We start from the raw sequence: 18,425 nt of genomic DNA on the forward strand, positions 1-18,425 counted from the left end.
TGCCGAAGTGTGGCGTTACACGTCATCGTGCCGTTTCGCGTGCGGCAGGTGGCCTGCTACTGGATCCACCTCATCTTCCCGACGCGGGCGGTTGCCAAGGCCTCATGCGCCTTCGGCTGCGAGCGTAGGCGGATGCCGGCGAGGGAATGACGGCGTGCGGCGGTCACGAAGATCTTGTCGGCGCTCTCCCCCGTTGGCGGGAGCTGGGTGGAGACGCGTCGAGGGCCGCCCCACCGCGCGGTGGGGCGGCCCTCAGCGCAACCGGATTACTTGTCCTCGGTCGGGAGCGGCGTGCCGGTGGGCACCTGGTCCGTCCGCGCGTCGGCCTCCAGCGGGTCCGACTCGACCGCCGGCAGGGAGTCCGCACCGGGCGCCGGCGCGGGCTGCGGGCGTCGCTTGACCGCCGACAGCAGCAGCTGCGAGACGTCCACGACCTCGACCTTCTCGCTCGCCTTGCCGTCGTTCTGGCGCGCGGTCACCCCGTCGGTGAGCATGACGCGGCAGAACGGGCAGCCGGTCGCGATCTTCGACGGCGCGGTGCCGAGCGCCTCGTCCACGCGCTCGATGTTGATCCGCTTGCCGATCTTCTCTTCCATCCACATGCGGGCACCACCGGCGCCACAGCACATCGACCGGTCGCCGTGCCGCGGCATCTCGCGGAACTGCGCACCCGACGCGCCGACCAGCTCACGCGGCGCCTCGTAGACCTTGTTGTGGCGGCCCAGGTAGCACGGGTCGTGGTAGGTGACGTCGTCCGCGATCGGCGCGACCGGCACCAGCCGCTTCTCCCGCACCAGGCGGTTGAGCAGCTGCGTGTGGTGCACGACCTCGAACTTCCCGCCCAGGTCCGGGTACTCGTTGGCGAGCGTGTTGAAGCAGTGCGCGCAGGTCGCGACGATCTTGCGGCTGCCCGGCTCCCGGCCCTCGAACACCGAGTTCAGCACCTCGACGTTCTGCTGCGCGAGCATCTGGAACAGGAACTCGTTGCCGGCGCGGCGGGCCGGGTCACCGGTGCAGGACTCCTCCGGGCCGAGCACCGTGTACTTGACGCCCGCGATGTGCAGCAGCTCGGCCACCGCGCGGGTGGTCTTCTTCGCGCGGTCCTCGAACGCGCCGGCGCAGCCGACCCAGAACAGGTACTCGGTGTCGCCCAGCTCGCCGTCGAACACCGGCACCTCGAAGTCCAGGTCCTCGGCCCAGGCCATCCGGTCCTTGGCGTTCTGGCCCCACGGGTTGCCCTTGTTCTCCAGGTTCTTGAACATCCCGTTCAGCTCGGTCGGGAAGTTCGACTCGATCATGACCTGGTAGCGGCGCATGTCGACGATGTGGTCGACGTGCTCGATGTCCACCGGGCACTGCTCGACGCACGCGCCGCAGGTGGTGCACGACCACAGCACCTCGGGGTCGATGACACCGCCGTCGTCGCCGACCAGCGGGCGCTCGGCCTCGGCCAGCGCCAGGACGTCGATGCCGGCGTAAGGGTTCTCGCCGGTCAGGCCCACCTCTTCGCCGGTGACGTCCTTCTTGCCACCCGCGAGCAGGTAGGGCGCCTTCGCGTAGGCGTGGTCGCGCAGCTGCGTGATGACCAGCTTCGGCGACAGCGGCTTGCCGGTGTTCCACGCCGGGCACTGCGACTGGCAGCGGCCGCACTCGGTGCAGGTGGTGAAGTCGAGCCAGCCCTTCCAGCTGAAGTCCTCGATCTGGCCGGCGCCGAAGACGTCCTTCTCCGGGTCGGCCTCCTCGAAGTCGAGCGGCTTGCCCCCGCTCATCATCGGCTTGAGCTTGCCCAGCGCGGTGCCGCCGTCGTCCTCGCGCTTGAAGTAGATGTTGAAGAAGGCGCTGAAGCGGTGCCAGGCCACGCCCATGGTGAGCGTCTGGCCGACGATGTACAGCCAGATCATGCCGGACAGCAGCTTGACCAGCGCGGTGATCGTGACCGCGACCGTGCTGGCCGGCAGGATCTCGGCGAGCGGCTTCGTGACGAAGCTCGTCCACAGCGCCGGGTCCTCGATGCCGCTGGAGATCTTGAACGCCTTCACGCCGAGGATGCCCAGACCCTCGACGATCACCACGGTCTCGACGAAGTAGGCCTGCTTGAAGTTCGACCCGGCGAAGCGCGACTGCCGGTCGGCGCGGCGCGGGTGGTTCAGCTGCCGGATGATCACCAGCGCGAGCCCGCCGACGACCGTGCCGAGGCCGAGCAGTTCGGTCAGCAGCAGCCACAGGCTCCAGTTGCCGATGATCGGCCAGTGGAAGTGCGGGTCGAACGTCTCGCCGTAGGCCTCGAACCAGGACAGCGAACCGATCAGGAAGCCCCACATGACCAGCCAGTGCCAGGGGCCGACGTGGCGGAACTTGTTCATCCGCGTGTGGGCGGCGAACTCCTTGATCAGCGTCTTCATGCGCGGCCCGAACGGGCCGTTGCGCGTCGCGTCCGGTTGTCCGAGCCGGATGATCCGGACCATCCGGTACACACCGGTGCCGAACATGATCCAAGCGACGATGCTTACGGCGACGCCGACCACGCCGAGCGTGATCTGCAGTGCACCCATGATCGGGGCCTTTCGTCCGTGATGTGGTGGGTTGGCGGGAGCCTAACCGGATTTACCCATGAGTAACCGATTGGCGCGAGTTGAGTCCCACGAGTGTGGTGTAGGACTCCCTGGATATCGGGACGATCGTACCGGTAGTTTGGGTTGATGGTCGCATACATCTTGCTCGCCCTGGCCATCGCGGCCGAGGTCACCGCCACTGTTTCGATGAAGTTGTCGGAGGGCTTCACGAAATTGTGGCCGTCTGTGGTCGTGGTGGCCGGGTACCTCGTCGCGTTCGCGGCACTCGCGAGCGTGCTCAAGCGCGGGATGCCGGTCGGGGTGGCGTACGCGATCTGGGCGGCGGTGGGGGTCGCGGCGGTCGCGATCATCGGGGTGCTGTTCCTCGGGGAGCCGGTGAACCTGACGATCGTGGCCGGGTTGGCGCTGGTCATCGGCGGGGTGGTGCTGATCGAGGTCGGTTCGGCGTGAAACCCCAGCGCGACGGCCGCCGGGCGCGCGGCGAGAAGCGGCGGCAGGAGATCATCGACGCGACGCTGCGGGTGATCGAGCGGGACGGCGTGGCGGGGGTGACGCACCGGACGGTCGCGGCGGAGGCCGGGGTGCCGACGACGTCGACGACGTACCACTTCGAGACGCTGGACGATTTGCTGATCGCCACGTTGATTTCGTGCGCCCGCGACATGGCGACCGAGGTGTACTGGACGATCGACCGGGCGCGTTCGCGGGGCAGCCGGGGAGCTTCGGAGGTGGCGACGCTGCTGGCCGAGGCGCTGGGCCCGCGGCGCGGCCGGACGATGGCGGAGTACGAGCTGTACCTGCTGGCCGCGCGACGGCCCGAGCTGCGGCCCGCCGCGCGGCGGTGGCTGGACGTGCTGACGACGATGGTGCGCCCGGACGACCTGGTGGCGCTGCGGGTGTTCCTGGCGGGGATCGACGGACTGCTGATCCAGGGCTTGATCGACGACGAGCCCCCGACGGCGGACGAACTGCGGCCGACGGTGGAGTACCTGCTGAAGCCGCGGTGAGCGTGGCGCGAGGTGACTGACCGCGGCGCGGTAGGACGACCAGCCGCGGTGGCACGGGGCGACCAGCCGCGGTGAGCGTGGCGCGAGGTGACTGACCGCGGCGCGGTGGGACGACCAGCCGCGGTGGCACGGGGCGACCAGCCGCGGTGAGCGTGGCGCGAGGTGACTGACCGCGGCGCGGTGGGACGACCAGCCGCGGCGCTCCGGGGCGACCAGCCGCGGTGGCGCGAGATGTCGAGCCGCACACGTACGAGGTGCCCAGCCGCGGGTCGGCGGGTGGGCCACTCGCGATCGCGCCAAGGGGCCACTCGTGAGCCTTCGAGTGGGGCCGGTCGTGAGGCGACGAGCGGGCCACTCGCGGACACGCGAAAAGGCCAAGCACGAACCCCGAAAAGACCACCCACGAAGCTGCGAGAAGACCACTCATGGACCCGCGAGAAGACCACCCATGGACCCAGTCATGGACCTGCTCGTGGGCCGGTCGCGGCGAGCGAAGAGGCCACTCGTGAACCTACGAGAGAGCCAGTCGTGTGGCGGCGAAGTGACCAACCACCGCCGCACGAGAGAACCAGTGACGCGCCCGGCCGCGCGAGAGGGCCGTTCGCGAAGGGATGAATGGACCGTTCATCGATGGGCGAAACCCACCCGGAAAAAAGAGCGGGGCGGGTCCACAAAGATCGGGGCGGGGTCCCACCAAAATGCGGGGCGAGATCCCCACCAAAGGAACGGGGCGAGGTTCCCAACCAAGGAACGGGGCGAGGTTCCCAACCAAGGAACGGGGCAAGGGCCCCATCAACGAGCGGGGCGAGGTCCCCAACCAAATCGGGGCGGGTCCCAACCTCAGGAACCCGCCACCGGACAACCCGTCCCCGCGGGACGGCCTGCCCCGCCGGGCAACCCGCCCAGCCAGGATTGCGCCGACCCGCCAGGTTGCGCCCCGCCGACGTTGCGTCCCGCGGGACAGCCCGCCCCGCCGGACGGCCTGCCCGCCGGACAGCCCGCCCCGCCGAACAACCCGCCCGCCGGACAACCCACCCCCGCCGGGCGGCTCGCTCACCCGTCCAGCTCAGCCCTTGTTCTCGTACACCGGCACCACCATCGCGCGTGCCAGGGTCGCTCCGAACATGTTGAACCCCAGGAACGCCGGCGTCGCCGTGTCGGGCAGGTCCAGCGACTCCACGTTCAGCGCGTGCACGACGAAGAAGTACCGGTGCGGCCCGTGCCCGGGAGGCGGCGCCGCGCCGAGGAACTGTCGCACGCCGCCGTCGTTGGTCACCGTCACGGCGCCCGCCGGCAGGCCGGAGCCCGACGCGTCCCCGGCACCCGACGGCAGCGAAGTCACCGACGCCGGGATGTTGTACACCGCCCAGTGCCAGAAACCGCTGGCCGTCGGGGCGTCCGGGTCGTAGCACGTCACCGCGAAGCTCTTCGTCTCGGCCGGGAAGCCCTCCCACGCCAGGTGCGGCGACCGGTCCGCACCGCCGGGGACGCCGAAGATCCCGCTCAGGTGCGGCGCCGCGAGCGTCTCCCCGTCGGCCACGTCGTCGCTGCGCACCGTGAACGCCGGCACCGACGGCAGGAACTCGTACGGGTTCGGTGGTTGTGGCATCGCTTCCTCCTCGTCACAGAGTGGCCGGTGATCACCCTAGTGCCGGTCGGGGTGACCCCCGGGATGAACCGGGGGCTTCCCCGATACCGGCCCCCCACGCCCAGGCCATAGCGTGTCCGGCACAGCAAAGTTCACTGGGGAGGACGCAATGCGCAAGCCGGCACTCGCGATAGGCGGGATCGCGCTGATCGTCGCCGGGGTCGGGATCGCCCTGAACTGGGACTGGTGGCGCATCTCCGAACGCGCCGAGCTCACCAGCACCGTCACGCAGCCGATCTCGGCCGTCCACGTCGACAACAACTCCGGCGACGTGCGGATCCGCATCGAGGACACCGCCACGACCTCGGTCAACCAGGTCCTCCACTACGACGGCGACCAGCCCGGCCAGGCCTTCCGCCTCGCCGGTGCCCAGCTCGTCCTGGACGGCTGCGGCAACGACTGCACCGTCGACTACGAGGTCGTCGTGCCGCGCGGCACCACCGTGACCGGCGAGGTCCGCTCCGGCGACTTCACCGTCTACGGCGCCGCCTCGGTCGACCTGGCCGCCAGCTCCGGCGACATCCGCGTCCAGGACATCACCGGCCCGGTCACGACCCGCACCAAATCCGGCAGCATCGACGTCGGCCTCGCCACCGCGCAGAACGTCCACGCCGAGGCCCAGAGCGGCGACATCCGGGTCGTCGTCCCCGCCGACCGCTACCGGGTCGCGGGCGAGACCAAGAGCGGCGACCGCTCCATCAACGTCGTCCAGGACCCGGCCGCGCCCCACCTGCTCGACGTCCGCACCTCCAGCGGCGACGCGACGGTGACCCACGCATGATCCCGGCACTGGCCCTCGCCGCCACCCTGCTCGTCACCCCCGTCATCACCCCGGCCGCACCCGCCCTGACCTGGCACGACTGCGCCACCCCGCAGACCGCGAAGCGCCTGCAGTGCGCCGAACTCGACGTCCCGGGCGCGATGCTGCGGCTGACCCGCCTGCCCGCGCTCGACCCGGCTCGCCGCATCGGCTCGCTGCTGGTCAACCCCGGCGGGCCGGGCGGATCCGGCGCCGACGTCGTCAGCTACGGCGGCCTCGGCCTCGCCACCCCGGAGTTCGCCGAGCTGAACCAGCGGTTCGACGTCATCGGCTTCGACCCGCGCGGCGTCGGTGGCAGCACCCCGGCCATCACGTGCGGCCCGATGCACGACCCCGCGGTCAGCCGCTTCCCCGCCGACGACGCCGGTTACGCCCGGCTCGCCGCGCACAACCGGGACGTCGGCCTCGGCTGCCGCGGACCCCGCCGGGTCGACACCGCGACCGTCGCCGAGGACGTCGAGCGCATCCGGCTCGCCCTCGGCGAGGACCGGATCTCCTGGCTCGGCGTCTCCTACGGCACCGAGATCGGCGCGCTCTACGCCGCCCGCTACCCGCACCACGTGCGGGCGATGGTGCTGGACGGCGCGGTCGACCACGCCCTGCCGATGCGCCAGGCCATCCTCGACGAGGCCGCCGCCACCGAGGACGGCCTGCTCCGATTCGCCCAGTGGTGCGCGAGCACCTGCGGGGAGGACGTGCTCGCCCGCTACGACGCGCTCATGGCGGACGGCGCGCCCTCGGCGCAACTCGGCCGCCGGGCCACCCCCGAGGAGCTGGCCGCGGGCGTCTACTCCCACCTCTACTTCCCCCAGCTGTGGCCGCGGCTGGCCGATGCCCTCCGCGCCGCGCCGCGGGACGCCAGCGCGCTGACCTCGGTCATGCAGTTCACCTCGCCGGAGTACGCCGCCTACCGGGCCGTCGGCTGCCAGGACTTCCCGGCGCCGTTCACCGGACCAGCGGACCTGCGGCGGCTCGCCGAGCAGGTCCGGGAGGTCGCGCCGCACAGCTGGCGCTACTCCGAGTTCTGGGACTTCGCGTCGGGCTGCCTCGGCTGGCCCGTCCCGGCCGCGAATCCGCCGCACCCCGAGCCGGTGCGCGGCGCGCCGCCGATCCTGGTGGTCGGCGGGACGCACGACCCGGCCACGCCGCTGACCTGGGCGCGCAGCCTGTCCGCCCGGATCGAGGGCAGCACGCTGCTCGTCCACGACGGCGACGGGCACACCGGCCTCTACAACTCGGCTTGTGTCCGCCGCCACGAAGCCGCGTACCTCATTTCGGGTACGCCGGGAACAAGCCCGGCAACTCGCTCGTTACCCTGTCAGAAAGGTTGAGCGAGCATCACTCAAGTCTGATTGACGCCCGACACGCGCCCGAGATAGAACTTGAGTACCACCCGCTCAACGCGGGCGCGAAACCGCAGCTCGCAGGGCTGCGCACAGAGGCTAACCAGGAGGGAACACACCATGGCGCGAGCGGTCGGCATCGACCTCGGCACGACCAACTCGGTCGTCGCTGTCCTGGAGGGCGGCGAGCCGACGGTCATCGCCAACTCGGAAGGCTCCCGCACGACCCCGTCGATCGTCGCGTTCGCCAAGAACGGCGAGGTGCTGACGGGTCAGCCGGCGAAGAACCAGGCCGTGACGAACGTCGACCGGACCATCCGGTCCGTGAAGCGGCACATCGGCACCGACTGGAAGACCGAGATCGACGGCAAGGCCTACACGGCGCAGGAGATCAGCGCGCGCGTGCTGATGAAGCTCAAGCGCGACGCCGAGGCCTACCTCGGTGAGGAGATCACCGACGCGGTCATCACCGTCCCCGCCTACTTCGAGGACGCCCAGCGGCAGGCCACCAAGGAGGCCGGCCAGATCGCCGGCCTGAACGTGCTCCGCATCGTCAACGAGCCCACCGCGGCCGCGCTGGCCTACGGCTTGGACAAGGGCGAGAAGGAGCAGACCATCCTGGTCTTCGACCTCGGTGGCGGTACGTTCGACGTGTCACTGCTGGAGATCGGCGAGGGTGTCGTCGAGGTGCGCGCCACCAGCGGTGACAACCACCTGGGTGGTGACGACTGGGACCAGCGCATCGTCGACTGGCTGGTGGACAAGTTCAAGGCCAGCCACGGCATCGACCTGACCAAGGACCGGATGGCGCTGCAGCGCATCCGCGAGGCCGCGGAGAAGGCGAAGATCGAGCTGTCCAGCTCGAGCAGCGCGAACATCAACCTGCCCTACATCACGGTCGACGCGGACAAGAACCCGCTGTTCCTGGACGAGACGCTGTCCCGCGCGGAGTTCCAGCGGATCACCTCCGACCTGCTGGACCGCACCAAGGCGCCGTTCAACAACGTGATCCGCGACGCCGGCATCTCGGTCGGCCAGATCGACCACGTGGTGCTGGTCGGCGGTTCCACCCGCATGCCCGCCGTCGCCGAGCTGGTCAAGGAGCTGACCGGCGGCCGCGAGCCGAACAAGGGCGTGAACCCGGACGAGGTCGTCGCCGTCGGCGCCGCCCTGCAGGCCGGCGTGCTCAAGGGTGAGGTCAAGGACGTCCTGCTGCTCGACGTGACCCCGCTGTCGCTGGGCATCGAGACCAAGGGCGGCGTGTTCACCAAGCTCATCGAGCGCAACACGACCATCCCGACGAAGCGGTCGGAGATCTTCTCCACGGCGGACGACAACCAGCCGTCGGTGCAGATCCAGGTGTTCCAGGGTGAGCGCGAGATCGCCGCGCACAACAAGAAGCTCGGCATGTTCGAGCTGACCGGCATCCCGCCGGCCCCGCGCGGCGTGCCGCAGATCGAGGTCACCTTCGACATCGACGCGAACGGCATCGTGCACGTCACGGCGAAGGACCTGGGCACCAACAAGGAACAGTCGATGACCATCACCGGTGGCTCCGCGCTGCCGAAGGAGGACATCGAGCGGATGGTCAAGGACGCCGAGGCGCACGCGGAGGAGGACCGCAAGCGCCGCGAGGAGGCCGAGACCCGCAACCAGGCCGAGACGCTGGTCTACCAGACCGAGAAGTTCGTCAAGGACAACGACGACAAGCTGCCCGAGGACCTCAAGGGCAAGGTCAAGACCGCGATCGACGAGGCCAACGAGGCGCTCAAGGGCACCGACACGGCCAAGATCAAGGAAGCCATCGAGAAGCTGAACACCGCGTCGCAGGAGCTGGGCACCGCCCTGTACGCCAACGCGCAGCAGGCCGGTGGCGCCACCCCGGGTGCCGACTCGGGTGCGGCGGGCGCGTCCGAGAACAAGGGCGCGGACGACGTGGTGGACGCCGAGATCGTGGACGAGGACGAGAAGAAGTGACGGGACGCCACTCGAACGAGATCGACGAGCAGGAGCCGGTCACCGAGCCCCTGGTCGTGCGGGACCGGCGCAAGATCGACCCCGAGACCGGCCAGGTGCGGACCCAGCCGGAGGCTGCCGAGGCGCCTGCCGCGGACGCCCCGGCGGCCCACGCCGGGCCGTCGCTCGGCGAGTCCATCGTGGACGACGCGGTGGCGGCTCCGTCGGACGTCGAGAAGGAGCTCGCGGAGCGCACCGCCGACCTGCAGCGCCTGCAGGCGGAGTTCGCGAACTACCGCAAGCGCGTGGACCGCGACCGGGAGGCCGTGGTCACCGCGGCGAAGGCGTCGGTGGTGAACGACCTGCTGCCGCTGCTCGACGACTTCGAGCGGGCCGAGCAGCACGGCGACCTCACCGGCGCGTTCAAGGCGGTCGCGGACAAGCTGGTCGCGAGCCTGCAGCGGATCGGGCTGGAGCCGTTCGGCGCGGAGGGCGATCCCTTCGACCCGAGCGTGCACGAGGCCGTGCAGCACAACACCTCGCCGGACGTGTCCGGGCCGACGGTGACGACGGTGCTGCGCCGGGGTTACCGGTTCGGCGACCGGACGCTGCGGGCCGCGCTGGTGGGCGTCACCGACCACGAGCCGGGCGAGGCCCCGGTCGAGGGTGAGCTACCGGTCGAGCAGTTGTCGGATGAGAACGCACAGCAGTAACACGCACGCGAGAGGAGGAGACGTCCGGTGAGTGCACGGGAGTGGATCGGTAAGGACTTCTACCGTGAGCTGGGCGTCTCCTCCGACGCTTCGCAGGACGAGATCAAGAAGGCCTACCGCAAGCTGGCCCGGGAGAACCACCCGGACGCCAACCCGGGCAACACGGAGGCCGAGCAGAAGTTCAAGGCCGTCTCGGAGGCCTACGGCGTCCTGTCGGATCCGGCCAAGCGCAAGGAGTACGACGAGGCGCGGCGGCTGTTCGGTGCGGGCGGCGGGCCCGGTGGCTTCGGCTTCCCGGGCGGTGGCGGCACCGGCGGCTTCGACTTCGGCGACATCTTCGGCCAGACCGCGGGCACGGGCGCGCAGGGCGGTTTCGGTGGGCTGGGCGACATCCTCGGTGGCCTGTTCGGCCGCCGGGGCCAGCAGAGCACGGGCACCCGCGGCCAGCGCGGGGCCGATGTCGAGACGGACGTGCGGATCGACTTCGCCGAGGCGGTGAAGGGCGCGACCCTGCCGCTGCGGCTGTCCAGCCCGGCGACGTGTTCGACGTGCCACGGCAACGGCGCCCGCCCGGGCACCACGCCGCGCACCTGCCCGACCTGCATGGGCGCGGGGCTGGTGAGCCGGAGCCAGGGGGCGTTCGCGTTCTCCGAGCCGTGCCGCGACTGCCGTGGCCGCGGCCGGATCATCGACGACCCGTGCCCCGAGTGCGGTGGCGAGGGCGTCAGCACCCAGACGCGGACGCTGACCGTGCGGGTGCCCGCGGGTGTGGACGACAACCAGCGGATCCGGCTGGCCGGCCAGGGCGAGCCCGGTCGCGGCGGCGCGGCGGCCGGTGACCTGTACGTCCGGGTGCACGTGAACCCGGACCCGGTGTTCGGCCGGTCGGGTAATGATCTGACGATCACGGTCCCGGTGAGCTACCCCGAACTGGCTCTCGGTGCGACGATCACCGTGCCGACGCTGGACGGGAAGGTTTCGGTGAAGGTGCCCGAGGGGACCGGCAGCGGCCGGGTCCTGCGGGTGCGCGGCAAGGGCATCAAGAAGCGGGACGGTTCGCAGGGCGACCTGCTCGTCACGCTGCAGGTGGCCGTGCCGTCGCGGTTGGAGTCTTCGGAGCGGGAGGCGCTCGAGGCGTACGCGAAGATCGCCGAGAAGCACGACCCGCGTCCGGAGATCACGAAGCTGCTCCGCGAGAGGAGTTGATCGAGGTGTTCGGCGGGTTGCCGCACGGGGCCGACGAGGAGACCCCGGTCTTCGTGATCTCCGTGGCCGCGCAGCTGTCCGGCCTGCACGCCCAGACCCTGCGGTCGTACGACCGGATGGGCCTGGTGTCGCCGGGCCGAACAGCCGGCGGCGGGCGGCGGTACTCCATGCGGGACATCGCGCTGCTGCGCGAGGTGCAGCGCCTGTCCCAGGAGGAGGGCGTCAACCTGGCGGGCATCAAGCGGATCATCGAGCTGGAGAACCAGGTCGAGGCGCTGCAGTCCCGGATCGCCGAACTGACCGAAGAACTGGCCACGGCGTACGCGGCGGCCGAACAAGCCGCGGCGGCGGTGCACCGTTCCTACCGGAAGGACCTGGTGCCGATGAAGCAGGAAACCGCCCTGGTGGTGTGGAAACCCCGCCGCAGACGGTAGAGAGACCAGCGAAGGGCCTCGCGAAGCGGGGCCTTTTTTCTTTTCCAGCGCCACGAACAACCCGCAAGCCGGGCAACGCAACGCACGGACTACCCCAACCAGACCTCCCCCGCTCCCGATCCCCAGCCCGCTTTTGGTCGCCGATCAGGCGTGTCAAGGTACTCTTTTGATGTGCTCCGAAAATCTCGGACGCGGCTCAAGCGGACTGTATCACGCAACCTGCTGATTGGTGAACCATTCGTCGAGCACTTCGATCGGTGGTCGATATCCCAGCGCTGAATGTAGTCGGCGTGTGTTGTAGAAGCCTTCGATGAAGCGGATGATCTCGCGGCGAGCCTCCTTCTTGGTCGCGAAATGCCGGTGGTGCATCCACTCCGTCTTCAACTTCCCGAAGAACGACTCGGCCATAGCGTTATCAAAACAGATCCCGGTGCGGCCCATTGATTGCCGAACATTCTCTTCTCGTAGTAGTCGCCCAAAACTGTAGGAGGTATATTGGCTACCGCGGTCGGAGTGGAAGATCGATCCGGCGGGCAGTCGGATACGGTGCGCTGCCATCGTCATCGCCGTGCACACCAGTTCCGCATCGTAATGCTCATCCACAGACCATCCGAGGATGCTTTTCGAGTAGCAGTCGATCACTGTTGCCAGGAAGAGTGCGCCTTCACCGGTGTTGAGCTGCGTGATATCGCCGACCAGTTTCTCCCCAGGTGCCGACGCGGTGAAGTTCCGTCTGACCAGGTCAGGGATCGGGCCGGCAACCCGGTCGGCGACGGTCAGCCCGCGCCGGGGCTTGACCTGCACGGGAAACAGTCGCGCCTGGCGCATGAGCCGCCGCACCAGCTCGTCGTCGACCTGCACGCCGCCGCGCACCAGCTCGGCATGCACGCGCCGATAGCCGTAGGTGCGCTTCGAAGCGGCGAACACCACGCGAATCTGCTCGATCAACAATCCCCGGCGCTGTTCCTGCGCCGAGACCGCGCGACGCTCCCAGTCGTAGAAGCCCGAGCGTGACACACCCATCAGCCGACACATCAGGGCCACATCGAAATGCGCCTTCTCCGCTGCAATACACGCGTAGCGCTGGGCTACCGTTGTTCTTTCGCGAAGAAGGCTGCCGCTTTTTTCAGGAACGCGTTCTCCTGCTCCAGTTCGCGGATACGCCGCTCCAGCTCGCCCACCTGACCCCGCGTCGCGGTCGGCGACTCTTCAGCTCTCTTCTTTTTCTCGGCCGTCACCCAGTTATGCACCGTCTGCGCGACCAAATCAAAATCGCGCGCCGCTTCGGTATAGCTCAGCCCGCCCTCGAGTACCGCTTTGACGACCTCAGCCTTCAATTCCGGCGAGTACTTTCTCGGTCTCCTTGCCATGAAACGCTCCTCCGGTGTCCTCCGCCAGTCTACTTGGAAGACGTGTCCGGAGACCTCGGAGCACATCACTTTCCCGCCTTGACACGTCTGCTCGGCGACCAATACACAATCATGGAGAGGGGGCGGGGGAGGCCGGCACCCAAGGCGACCGTCAAGCGCCGTAAGGCGCTTTACACCGCCTCCCGACGAAGGTGCTCCGCGAAGAACGCCAGCACCCGCCGCCACGCGTCCTCGCTCGCCTCGCGGTCGTAGCTCATCCCGGCGATCTTCAGCAGCACGTTGACCGGCCCGTGGAACTGGTTCGCGAAGCTGTGCCCGACCGTCGGATACTCCTTCACGTCGTGCGGCACGTCCCGCGCCGACAGTTCGCGCGACAGCTTGTCCGCCGCACCACGCAGCGAAAAGTCCTTCTTCCCGTACGAGGCCACGATCGGACACGCACCGTCCAACACGGACAGATCCTTGGGCAGCTGACCGTAGTACGGCGCCGACGCGTCGAACCCCCGCGACGCCGCCACCAAGGCGAAGCCCCCGCCCATGCAGAACCCGACGATCCCGACGCGGCCGGTGCAATCGGACCGCGACGCCAGCAGCGAGCGGGCCGCGTCCAGGTCCTCGAACGCCCGGCCCCGGCCGGCCGCCAGCTCCTTGAACACCGACTTCACGCACCGGACGAACCCGCCCCGCGAATACAGGTCCGGCGACAACGCCACATATCCGGCCGTGGCGAACCGGTCCGTGATGTTCCGCGCGTCCTGCGACAGGCCGACCGCGTCGTGCACGATCACGACCCCCGGCCAGGGCGGATCGCCCGAAACCTCTTTCTGCGGGGTCGCCAGATAACCGCGAATGGTTCCGTCCGCGACAGGAATCTCCATTCCCCGCAGGCTAGTCGATCGTGAACGGGTCGTACCTGATCTGATCGAGTGCCGTTCCGGCTACCAGCATCCGGGACACCGTCGCCCGGATCATCGCCGGCGAGCCCGACACCAGCACGTCGTGACCGGGCCACGCGCCGTACCGGGTCACCACGTCCGCCAGTGTGCCCTGCTCACCGCTGGTCAGGCCCGGCCCGTTCTCCACCACCGGCGTCACCGTCAGCCACGGGTTGCACGACGCGACCATCCGCAACCCCTCCAGCGCGTACAGGTCCTCCCGCGTGCGGCCGCCGTAGAACAGGTGCACCTTCGGGTTCTCGCCCCACTGGCCCAGCTCGTCGATCATCGCCTGCATCGGCGCGATCCCCGTGCCGCCCGCGACCATCAGCACGTCCCGGCCGCTTTCCCGGTCCACGCCCAGCGTGCCGAGCGGCGGCCCGAACCGCCACACATCACCCGCCTGGGTGTGGCTGACGATCGCCCGGGAGACCCAGCCGCCCTCGATCGCGCGGATGTGGAACTCCAGCGAGCCGTCCGGGCGCGGCGCGTTCGCCGGTGACAGGTACCGCCACAGCCGCGGCCGCTGCGGCACCTCGACGCTCAGGTACTGCCCGGGCCGGAACGGGATGTGCTGCTCGGGCTCCAGCCGCACCATCGCCAGATCCCAGCTCAGCCGCCGGTGCTCGGCCACCCGCGCCGACCAGTTCGGCGGGTTGGTGTCGGTGGCCGCGGCCTCCTGCATCTGCCGCGCGATGATCGTGAACGCCTCGGCCCACGCGCGCTCGACGTCCTCGGTCCAGTCCGGCCCGAGCTGCGTCTTCATCGCCGCCAGCAACGCGGTGCCGACCGCCTCGTAGTGGCCCGGCACCACACCGAACTTGCGGTGGTCGCGCCCCAGCTGCCGCAGGAACGGCACCAGGTCGTCGGGCTGGTCCACCATCTGCACGACGTGCACCAGGGCGCGCACCATCCGGTTGCGCTGGACCTCCATGTTGATCGGGAAGAAGTCCCGCGTCGCGGGCGCGAGCGTGAACAGCATCCCGTAGAAGAACTGCGTCACCTCGGGCAGGTACGGCTCCGCCTTGGCCCAGGAGTCCCTGATCAGGCGCACCATCGCGGTGACGGCAGGCGGCGCCTCCCGGTGCACGGACCGGGGTACGGGGCTGACGGGGTCGGCTGTCATGGGTTCGGGGCTGCTCCGTGGTGCGCGTTCATGCTCGTCGTCGATTATTCATGAACACGCAATAGCAGGTGAGCGTGTGAAAAGATCATGAATAATCCACTCTGTTCGGTCAATCGTCCCCGGGCAATACGAACACGATCCGTCGCAGGGTAACCGCCGCGGCCGCGATCCTCGTGAAGTTGCTCCTTCCGGGTGGTCCGGCGATCCCCCCACCAGTGGGACAAGTCACCTACTTAGATAGTTGTGGCATACAACTACTGGCTTTATAGTTGTATGTGACAACCAACCAGGAGGTGGGTCCATGGGGGACCGCGACGAGAAGGCCGTCCAGCTCATGCGTGAGCTGCGCGCGGCGGGCCAGCTGCAGCACGCCTGGATCAACCAGTCCTGGCAGCGCGAGCACGACGGCCTGCACCCCGCGGCTGCCATGCTGCTGTCCGACCTCAACGCGCACGGCGAGAGCCGCCCCTCGGACCTCGCGAAACGCAAGATGGTCGACGTTTCGGTGATCAGCAGGCAGATCGCCCAGCTGACCGCGGCCGGTCTCGTCGAGCGCAGGCCCGCCCCCGAGGACGGGCGCGCGAGCCTGATCAGCCTGTCCGACGCCGGCCGCGCCGAGCTGGAGCGCTGGCGGCTGCTGCACGTCGACTTCCTGCAGCGCGCGCTCGCGGACTGGACCGACGACGAGGTCGAAGCACTCACCACCCGGTTGACCCTGATGAACCAAGGACTGCGCGAGGCCCTCGGCCAGACGCCGGTCACCTTGCCCGCCCGCACAGGCGGCGGAGAAGAGGAAGTGATCCCGAAGTGAGCACGACAGCGAACCAGGAGGCGATGACGCCGCGTCAGGTGGGGCGCGCGTTCGTCGGCCTGCTCCTGGCGCTGCTGGTCGCCATGTTGTCCTCCACGATCGTCTCGAACGCGCTTCCGACGATCCTGGCCGACCTCGACGGCTCGCAGAGTCAGTACACCTGGGTGATCACCGCCACCCTGCTGGCGTCCACGGCGAGCACCCCGATCTGGGGCAAGCTGTCGGACCTGTTCAGCAAGAAGATGCTGTACCAGCTGTCGATCGTGATCTTCACGGCCGGCTCGGTGCTCGGCGGCATCGCGCAGTCCATGCCCGAGCTGATCGCGTTCCGCGCGGTCCAGGGCCTCGGCCTCGGCGGCATGCAGGCGCTGGTCCAGGTCGTGATCGCGGCGATGATCTCGCCGCGCGAACGCGGCCGCTACAGCGGTTACATCGGCGCGGTGATGGCGCTGGCGACGGTCGCCGGCCCGCTGCTCGGTGGCCTGATCGTGGACTCGCCGCTGGGCTGGCGCTGGACCTTCTGGGTCACCGTCCCGGTCGCGGTGGTCGCCTTCATCGTGCTGGGCAAGACCCTGCACCTGCCGGTCTTCAAGAAGCAGGTCAAGATCGACTGGATGGGCGCGACCCTGCTCGTCGGCGGCGTCTCGCTGCTGCTGATCTGGGTTTCGCTGGCGGGCGGCAGCTTCGCCTGGTGGTCCTGGTCGACCCTGTTCTACGTGCTGGGCGGCCTGGTGGCGCTGGCGCTGGCGGTGTTCGTCGAGACGAAGGTCGCCGACCCGGTGGTCCCGCTGCGGCTGTTCCGCAACCGCACCTTCACGCTGGCGGTGATCGGCAGCCTGTCGGTCGGCACCGCGATGTTCGGTGGCGCGGTGTTCCTCGGGCAGTACTACCAGCTGGCCCGCGGCTACTCGCCCACGCACGCCGGCCTGATGACCATCCCGATGATGCTGGGGCTGTTCCTGTCCTCCACCATCGCCGGGCAGGTCATCTCGCGCACCGGCAAGACCAAGTCCTGGATGGTCGGCGGCGCGGTGCTGCTGGTCGCGAGCCTGTTCCTGCTCAGCACGATCGACCACCAGACCAACCTGGTGCTGATGGGCGGCTACCTGGCGCTGCTCGGCCTCGGCGTCGGTGCGCTGATGCAGAACCTGGTGCTGGTCGTGCAGAACACCGTGTCGATGAAGGACATGGGGTCCTCGTCGTCGGTGGTCACCTTCTTCCGCACGCTGGGCGGTTCGGCCGGGGTGTCCGCGCTGGGCGCGCTGCTCGCGGCGAAGGTCAGCAGCCACGTGTCGAGCGCGCTGTCCGCGATGGGCATCGAGGCCGGGGCGAGCGGCGCGGGCAGCAGCCTGAACCTGGCCGTGCTGCCGGAACCGTTCCAGTCGATCGTGCGGGCCGCCTACGGCGACAGCATCGGCTCGGTCTTCCTGGCGGGCGGGATCATCGCGATCGCCACGCTGATCGCGGTGCTGTTCATCAAGGAGGTCCCGCTGCGCCGCAGCATCGACCTGACCGAGAACGCCGAGGCCGCGCCGGTCACCGGCTCCGCGATCCACGGTGTGGTGAGCGGCCCGTCGGGCCGCCCGCTCGCCGGGGCCGCGCTGACGCTGACCGACTCGTCGGGGCAACAGGTGGCGCGGACGCTGACCGCGGCCGACGGCACCTACCGGCTGCCGGCTCCGCCGGACGCCATCTACCTCCTGATCACCTCGGCCGCCCGGTTCCAGCCGAGCGCGGTGATGGTCACGGTCAACGGGCAGCCGGTGCGGCGCGACATCGAGATGAGCGGCGCCGGTGGCGTCAGCGGCGTGGTGCGGGCGCGTGGCGGTCAGCCGGTCGGCGGCGCGACGCTCGTGCTGACCGACGACCGCGGCGAAGTGGTCGCGTCGGCCGTGACCGGCGGCGATGGCTGGTACCACTTCGACGACGTGCCCGGCGGCGCGTACACGCTGACGGTCACGGCCGCCGGTCACCAGCCGGCCGCGGTGCCGCTGACGACCACCGAGGGCGAGGAGGCCACGCAGGACGTCGAACTCGGGCTCACCGCCCGGCTCGGCGGGGTGGTCCGGGCCGGCCGCTTCGACCGGCCGGTCGCCGAGGCCCAGGTGACGCTGCTCGACGAGCACGGCGAGGTGGTCGCGATGACGCTGACCGACGAGGCGGGCCGGTACACCTTCACCGACCTCCCCGCGGGCGACTACACGATCGTGACCAGCGGTTACGCCCCGGTGGCCACGCCGCTGGAGGTCGTCGCCGGCACCCCGCTGTCCCGTGACGTGGAGCTGACGCACCCGCGCTGAGCCCGCAAGACCCGCGAAGACCGCCTCAATCCCCCGGGAGGCGGTCTTCGTGCTTTTCGGGTCGCGGCGTAGAGCGGGGTGCGCACGTCGTACGTGGTGGCCAGCCAACCGCCGAGGAAGGCCCCGAGCGGGGCGGCGCACATGGCCGGCATCCGGGAGGTGGCGGCGACCCGGCCCGTGAGG

Annotated in this window: 16 protein-coding genes; 10 read left to right on the top strand and 6 right to left on the bottom strand. The window is 69.6% G+C overall.

Annotated elements, in window-relative coordinates:
- Positions 1 to 266 precede the first annotated feature (266 nt).
- Complete coding sequence (locus L1857_RS00760) at positions 267 to 2,552, bottom strand: (Fe-S)-binding protein (protein ID WP_094006465.1); 2,286 nt, start codon at positions 2,550 to 2,552, stop codon at positions 267 to 269.
- Between the two features lie 147 nt (positions 2,553 to 2,699).
- On the opposite strand from L1857_RS00760, the gene L1857_RS00765 reads away from it, so the two are divergent.
- Entirely contained in the window at positions 2,700 to 3,023 is a 324-nt protein-coding gene (locus L1857_RS00765) for a DMT family transporter (protein ID WP_094006466.1), read from the top strand.
- Positions 3,020 to 3,580: a TetR/AcrR family transcriptional regulator gene (locus tag L1857_RS00770; RefSeq protein ID WP_094006467.1), complete on the top strand. Its 561-nt coding sequence runs from the start codon at positions 3,020 to 3,022 to the stop codon at positions 3,578 to 3,580. The genes L1857_RS00765 and L1857_RS00770 overlap by 4 nt, the downstream gene beginning before the upstream one ends.
- A gap of 1,066 nt (positions 3,581 to 4,646) precedes the next feature.
- On the opposite strand, the gene L1857_RS00775 is transcribed toward L1857_RS00770, so the two are convergent.
- Positions 4,647 to 5,189, bottom strand: coding sequence for a YbhB/YbcL family Raf kinase inhibitor-like protein (locus tag L1857_RS00775; protein ID WP_249464264.1), 543 nt, complete (start codon positions 5,187 to 5,189; stop codon positions 4,647 to 4,649).
- A 148-nt stretch (positions 5,190 to 5,337) separates the two neighbouring features.
- Here L1857_RS00775 and L1857_RS00780 point away from each other — a divergent pair, with 148 nt between their 5' ends.
- The 6 genes from L1857_RS00780 to L1857_RS00805 all read left to right on the top strand — a co-directional run bounded on the left by L1857_RS00780 (position 5,338) and on the right by L1857_RS00805 (position 11,700).
- Positions 5,338 to 6,009 (top strand): DUF4097 family beta strand repeat-containing protein, encoded by a 672-nt coding sequence (locus L1857_RS00780; RefSeq protein ID WP_094006469.1) that lies wholly within the window; start codon positions 5,338 to 5,340, stop codon positions 6,007 to 6,009.
- Positions 6,006 to 7,379 (top strand): alpha/beta hydrolase, encoded by a 1,374-nt coding sequence (locus tag L1857_RS00785; protein ID WP_116115437.1) that lies wholly within the window; start codon positions 6,006 to 6,008, stop codon positions 7,377 to 7,379. Before L1857_RS00780 ends, L1857_RS00785 begins: the two co-directional genes overlap by 4 nt.
- Positions 7,380 to 7,511: 132 nt before the next feature.
- Positions 7,512 to 9,368, top strand: coding sequence for a molecular chaperone DnaK (dnaK, locus tag L1857_RS00790; protein WP_094006471.1), 1,857 nt, complete (start codon positions 7,512 to 7,514; stop codon positions 9,366 to 9,368).
- On the top strand, positions 9,365 to 10,060 hold the full coding sequence (grpE, locus tag L1857_RS00795; protein WP_094006472.1) for a nucleotide exchange factor GrpE: 696 nt from the start codon (positions 9,365 to 9,367) through the stop codon (positions 10,058 to 10,060). The genes dnaK and grpE overlap by 4 nt, the downstream gene beginning before the upstream one ends.
- Positions 10,061 to 10,087: 27 nt before the next feature.
- The gene (gene dnaJ, locus L1857_RS00800; RefSeq protein ID WP_094006473.1) at positions 10,088 to 11,266 is read left to right on the top strand and encodes a molecular chaperone DnaJ; all 1,179 of its coding nucleotides are present in this window, start codon (positions 10,088 to 10,090) and stop codon (positions 11,264 to 11,266) included.
- Entirely contained in the window at positions 11,263 to 11,700 is a 438-nt protein-coding gene (locus L1857_RS00805; RefSeq protein ID WP_094006474.1) for a heat shock protein transcriptional repressor HspR, read from the top strand. Before dnaJ ends, L1857_RS00805 begins: the two co-directional genes overlap by 4 nt.
- A gap of 210 nt (positions 11,701 to 11,910) precedes the next feature.
- On the opposite strand, the gene L1857_RS00810 is transcribed toward L1857_RS00805, so the two are convergent.
- The 4 genes from L1857_RS00810 to L1857_RS00825 form a co-directional block, all read right to left on the bottom strand.
- Positions 11,911 to 12,771 carry an IS3 family transposase gene (locus L1857_RS00810; protein WP_249467338.1) on the bottom strand — a complete coding sequence of 287 codons (861 nt, stop codon included), beginning with the start codon at positions 12,769 to 12,771 and terminating at the stop codon, positions 11,911 to 11,913.
- Positions 12,772 to 12,788: 17 nt separating this feature from the next.
- Positions 12,789 to 13,070: a transposase gene (locus L1857_RS00815; protein ID WP_249464266.1), complete on the bottom strand. Its 282-nt coding sequence runs from the start codon at positions 13,068 to 13,070 to the stop codon at positions 12,789 to 12,791.
- Positions 13,071 to 13,240: 170 nt separating this feature from the next.
- Positions 13,241 to 13,948 (bottom strand): dienelactone hydrolase family protein, encoded by a 708-nt coding sequence (locus tag L1857_RS00820; protein WP_094006475.1) that lies wholly within the window; start codon positions 13,946 to 13,948, stop codon positions 13,241 to 13,243.
- Positions 13,949 to 13,958: 10 nt separating this feature from the next.
- Positions 13,959 to 15,131: a globin domain-containing protein gene (locus tag L1857_RS00825; protein WP_198958272.1), complete on the bottom strand. Its 1,173-nt coding sequence runs from the start codon at positions 15,129 to 15,131 to the stop codon at positions 13,959 to 13,961.
- A gap of 301 nt (positions 15,132 to 15,432) precedes the next feature.
- On the opposite strand from L1857_RS00825, the gene L1857_RS00830 reads away from it, so the two are divergent.
- Positions 15,433 to 15,942: a MarR family winged helix-turn-helix transcriptional regulator gene (locus tag L1857_RS00830; protein WP_198958273.1), complete on the top strand. Its 510-nt coding sequence runs from the start codon at positions 15,433 to 15,435 to the stop codon at positions 15,940 to 15,942.
- A gap of 23 nt (positions 15,943 to 15,965) precedes the next feature.
- Positions 15,966 to 18,242 carry an MFS transporter gene (locus tag L1857_RS00835; protein ID WP_249467341.1) on the top strand — a complete coding sequence of 759 codons (2,277 nt, stop codon included), beginning with the start codon at positions 15,966 to 15,968 and terminating at the stop codon, positions 18,240 to 18,242.
- Positions 18,243 to 18,425 lie beyond the last annotated feature (183 nt).

The organism is Amycolatopsis thermalba (assembly GCF_023376025.1).
Classification (GTDB): Bacteria; Actinomycetota; Actinomycetes; order Mycobacteriales; family Pseudonocardiaceae; genus Amycolatopsis_E; species Amycolatopsis_E thermalba.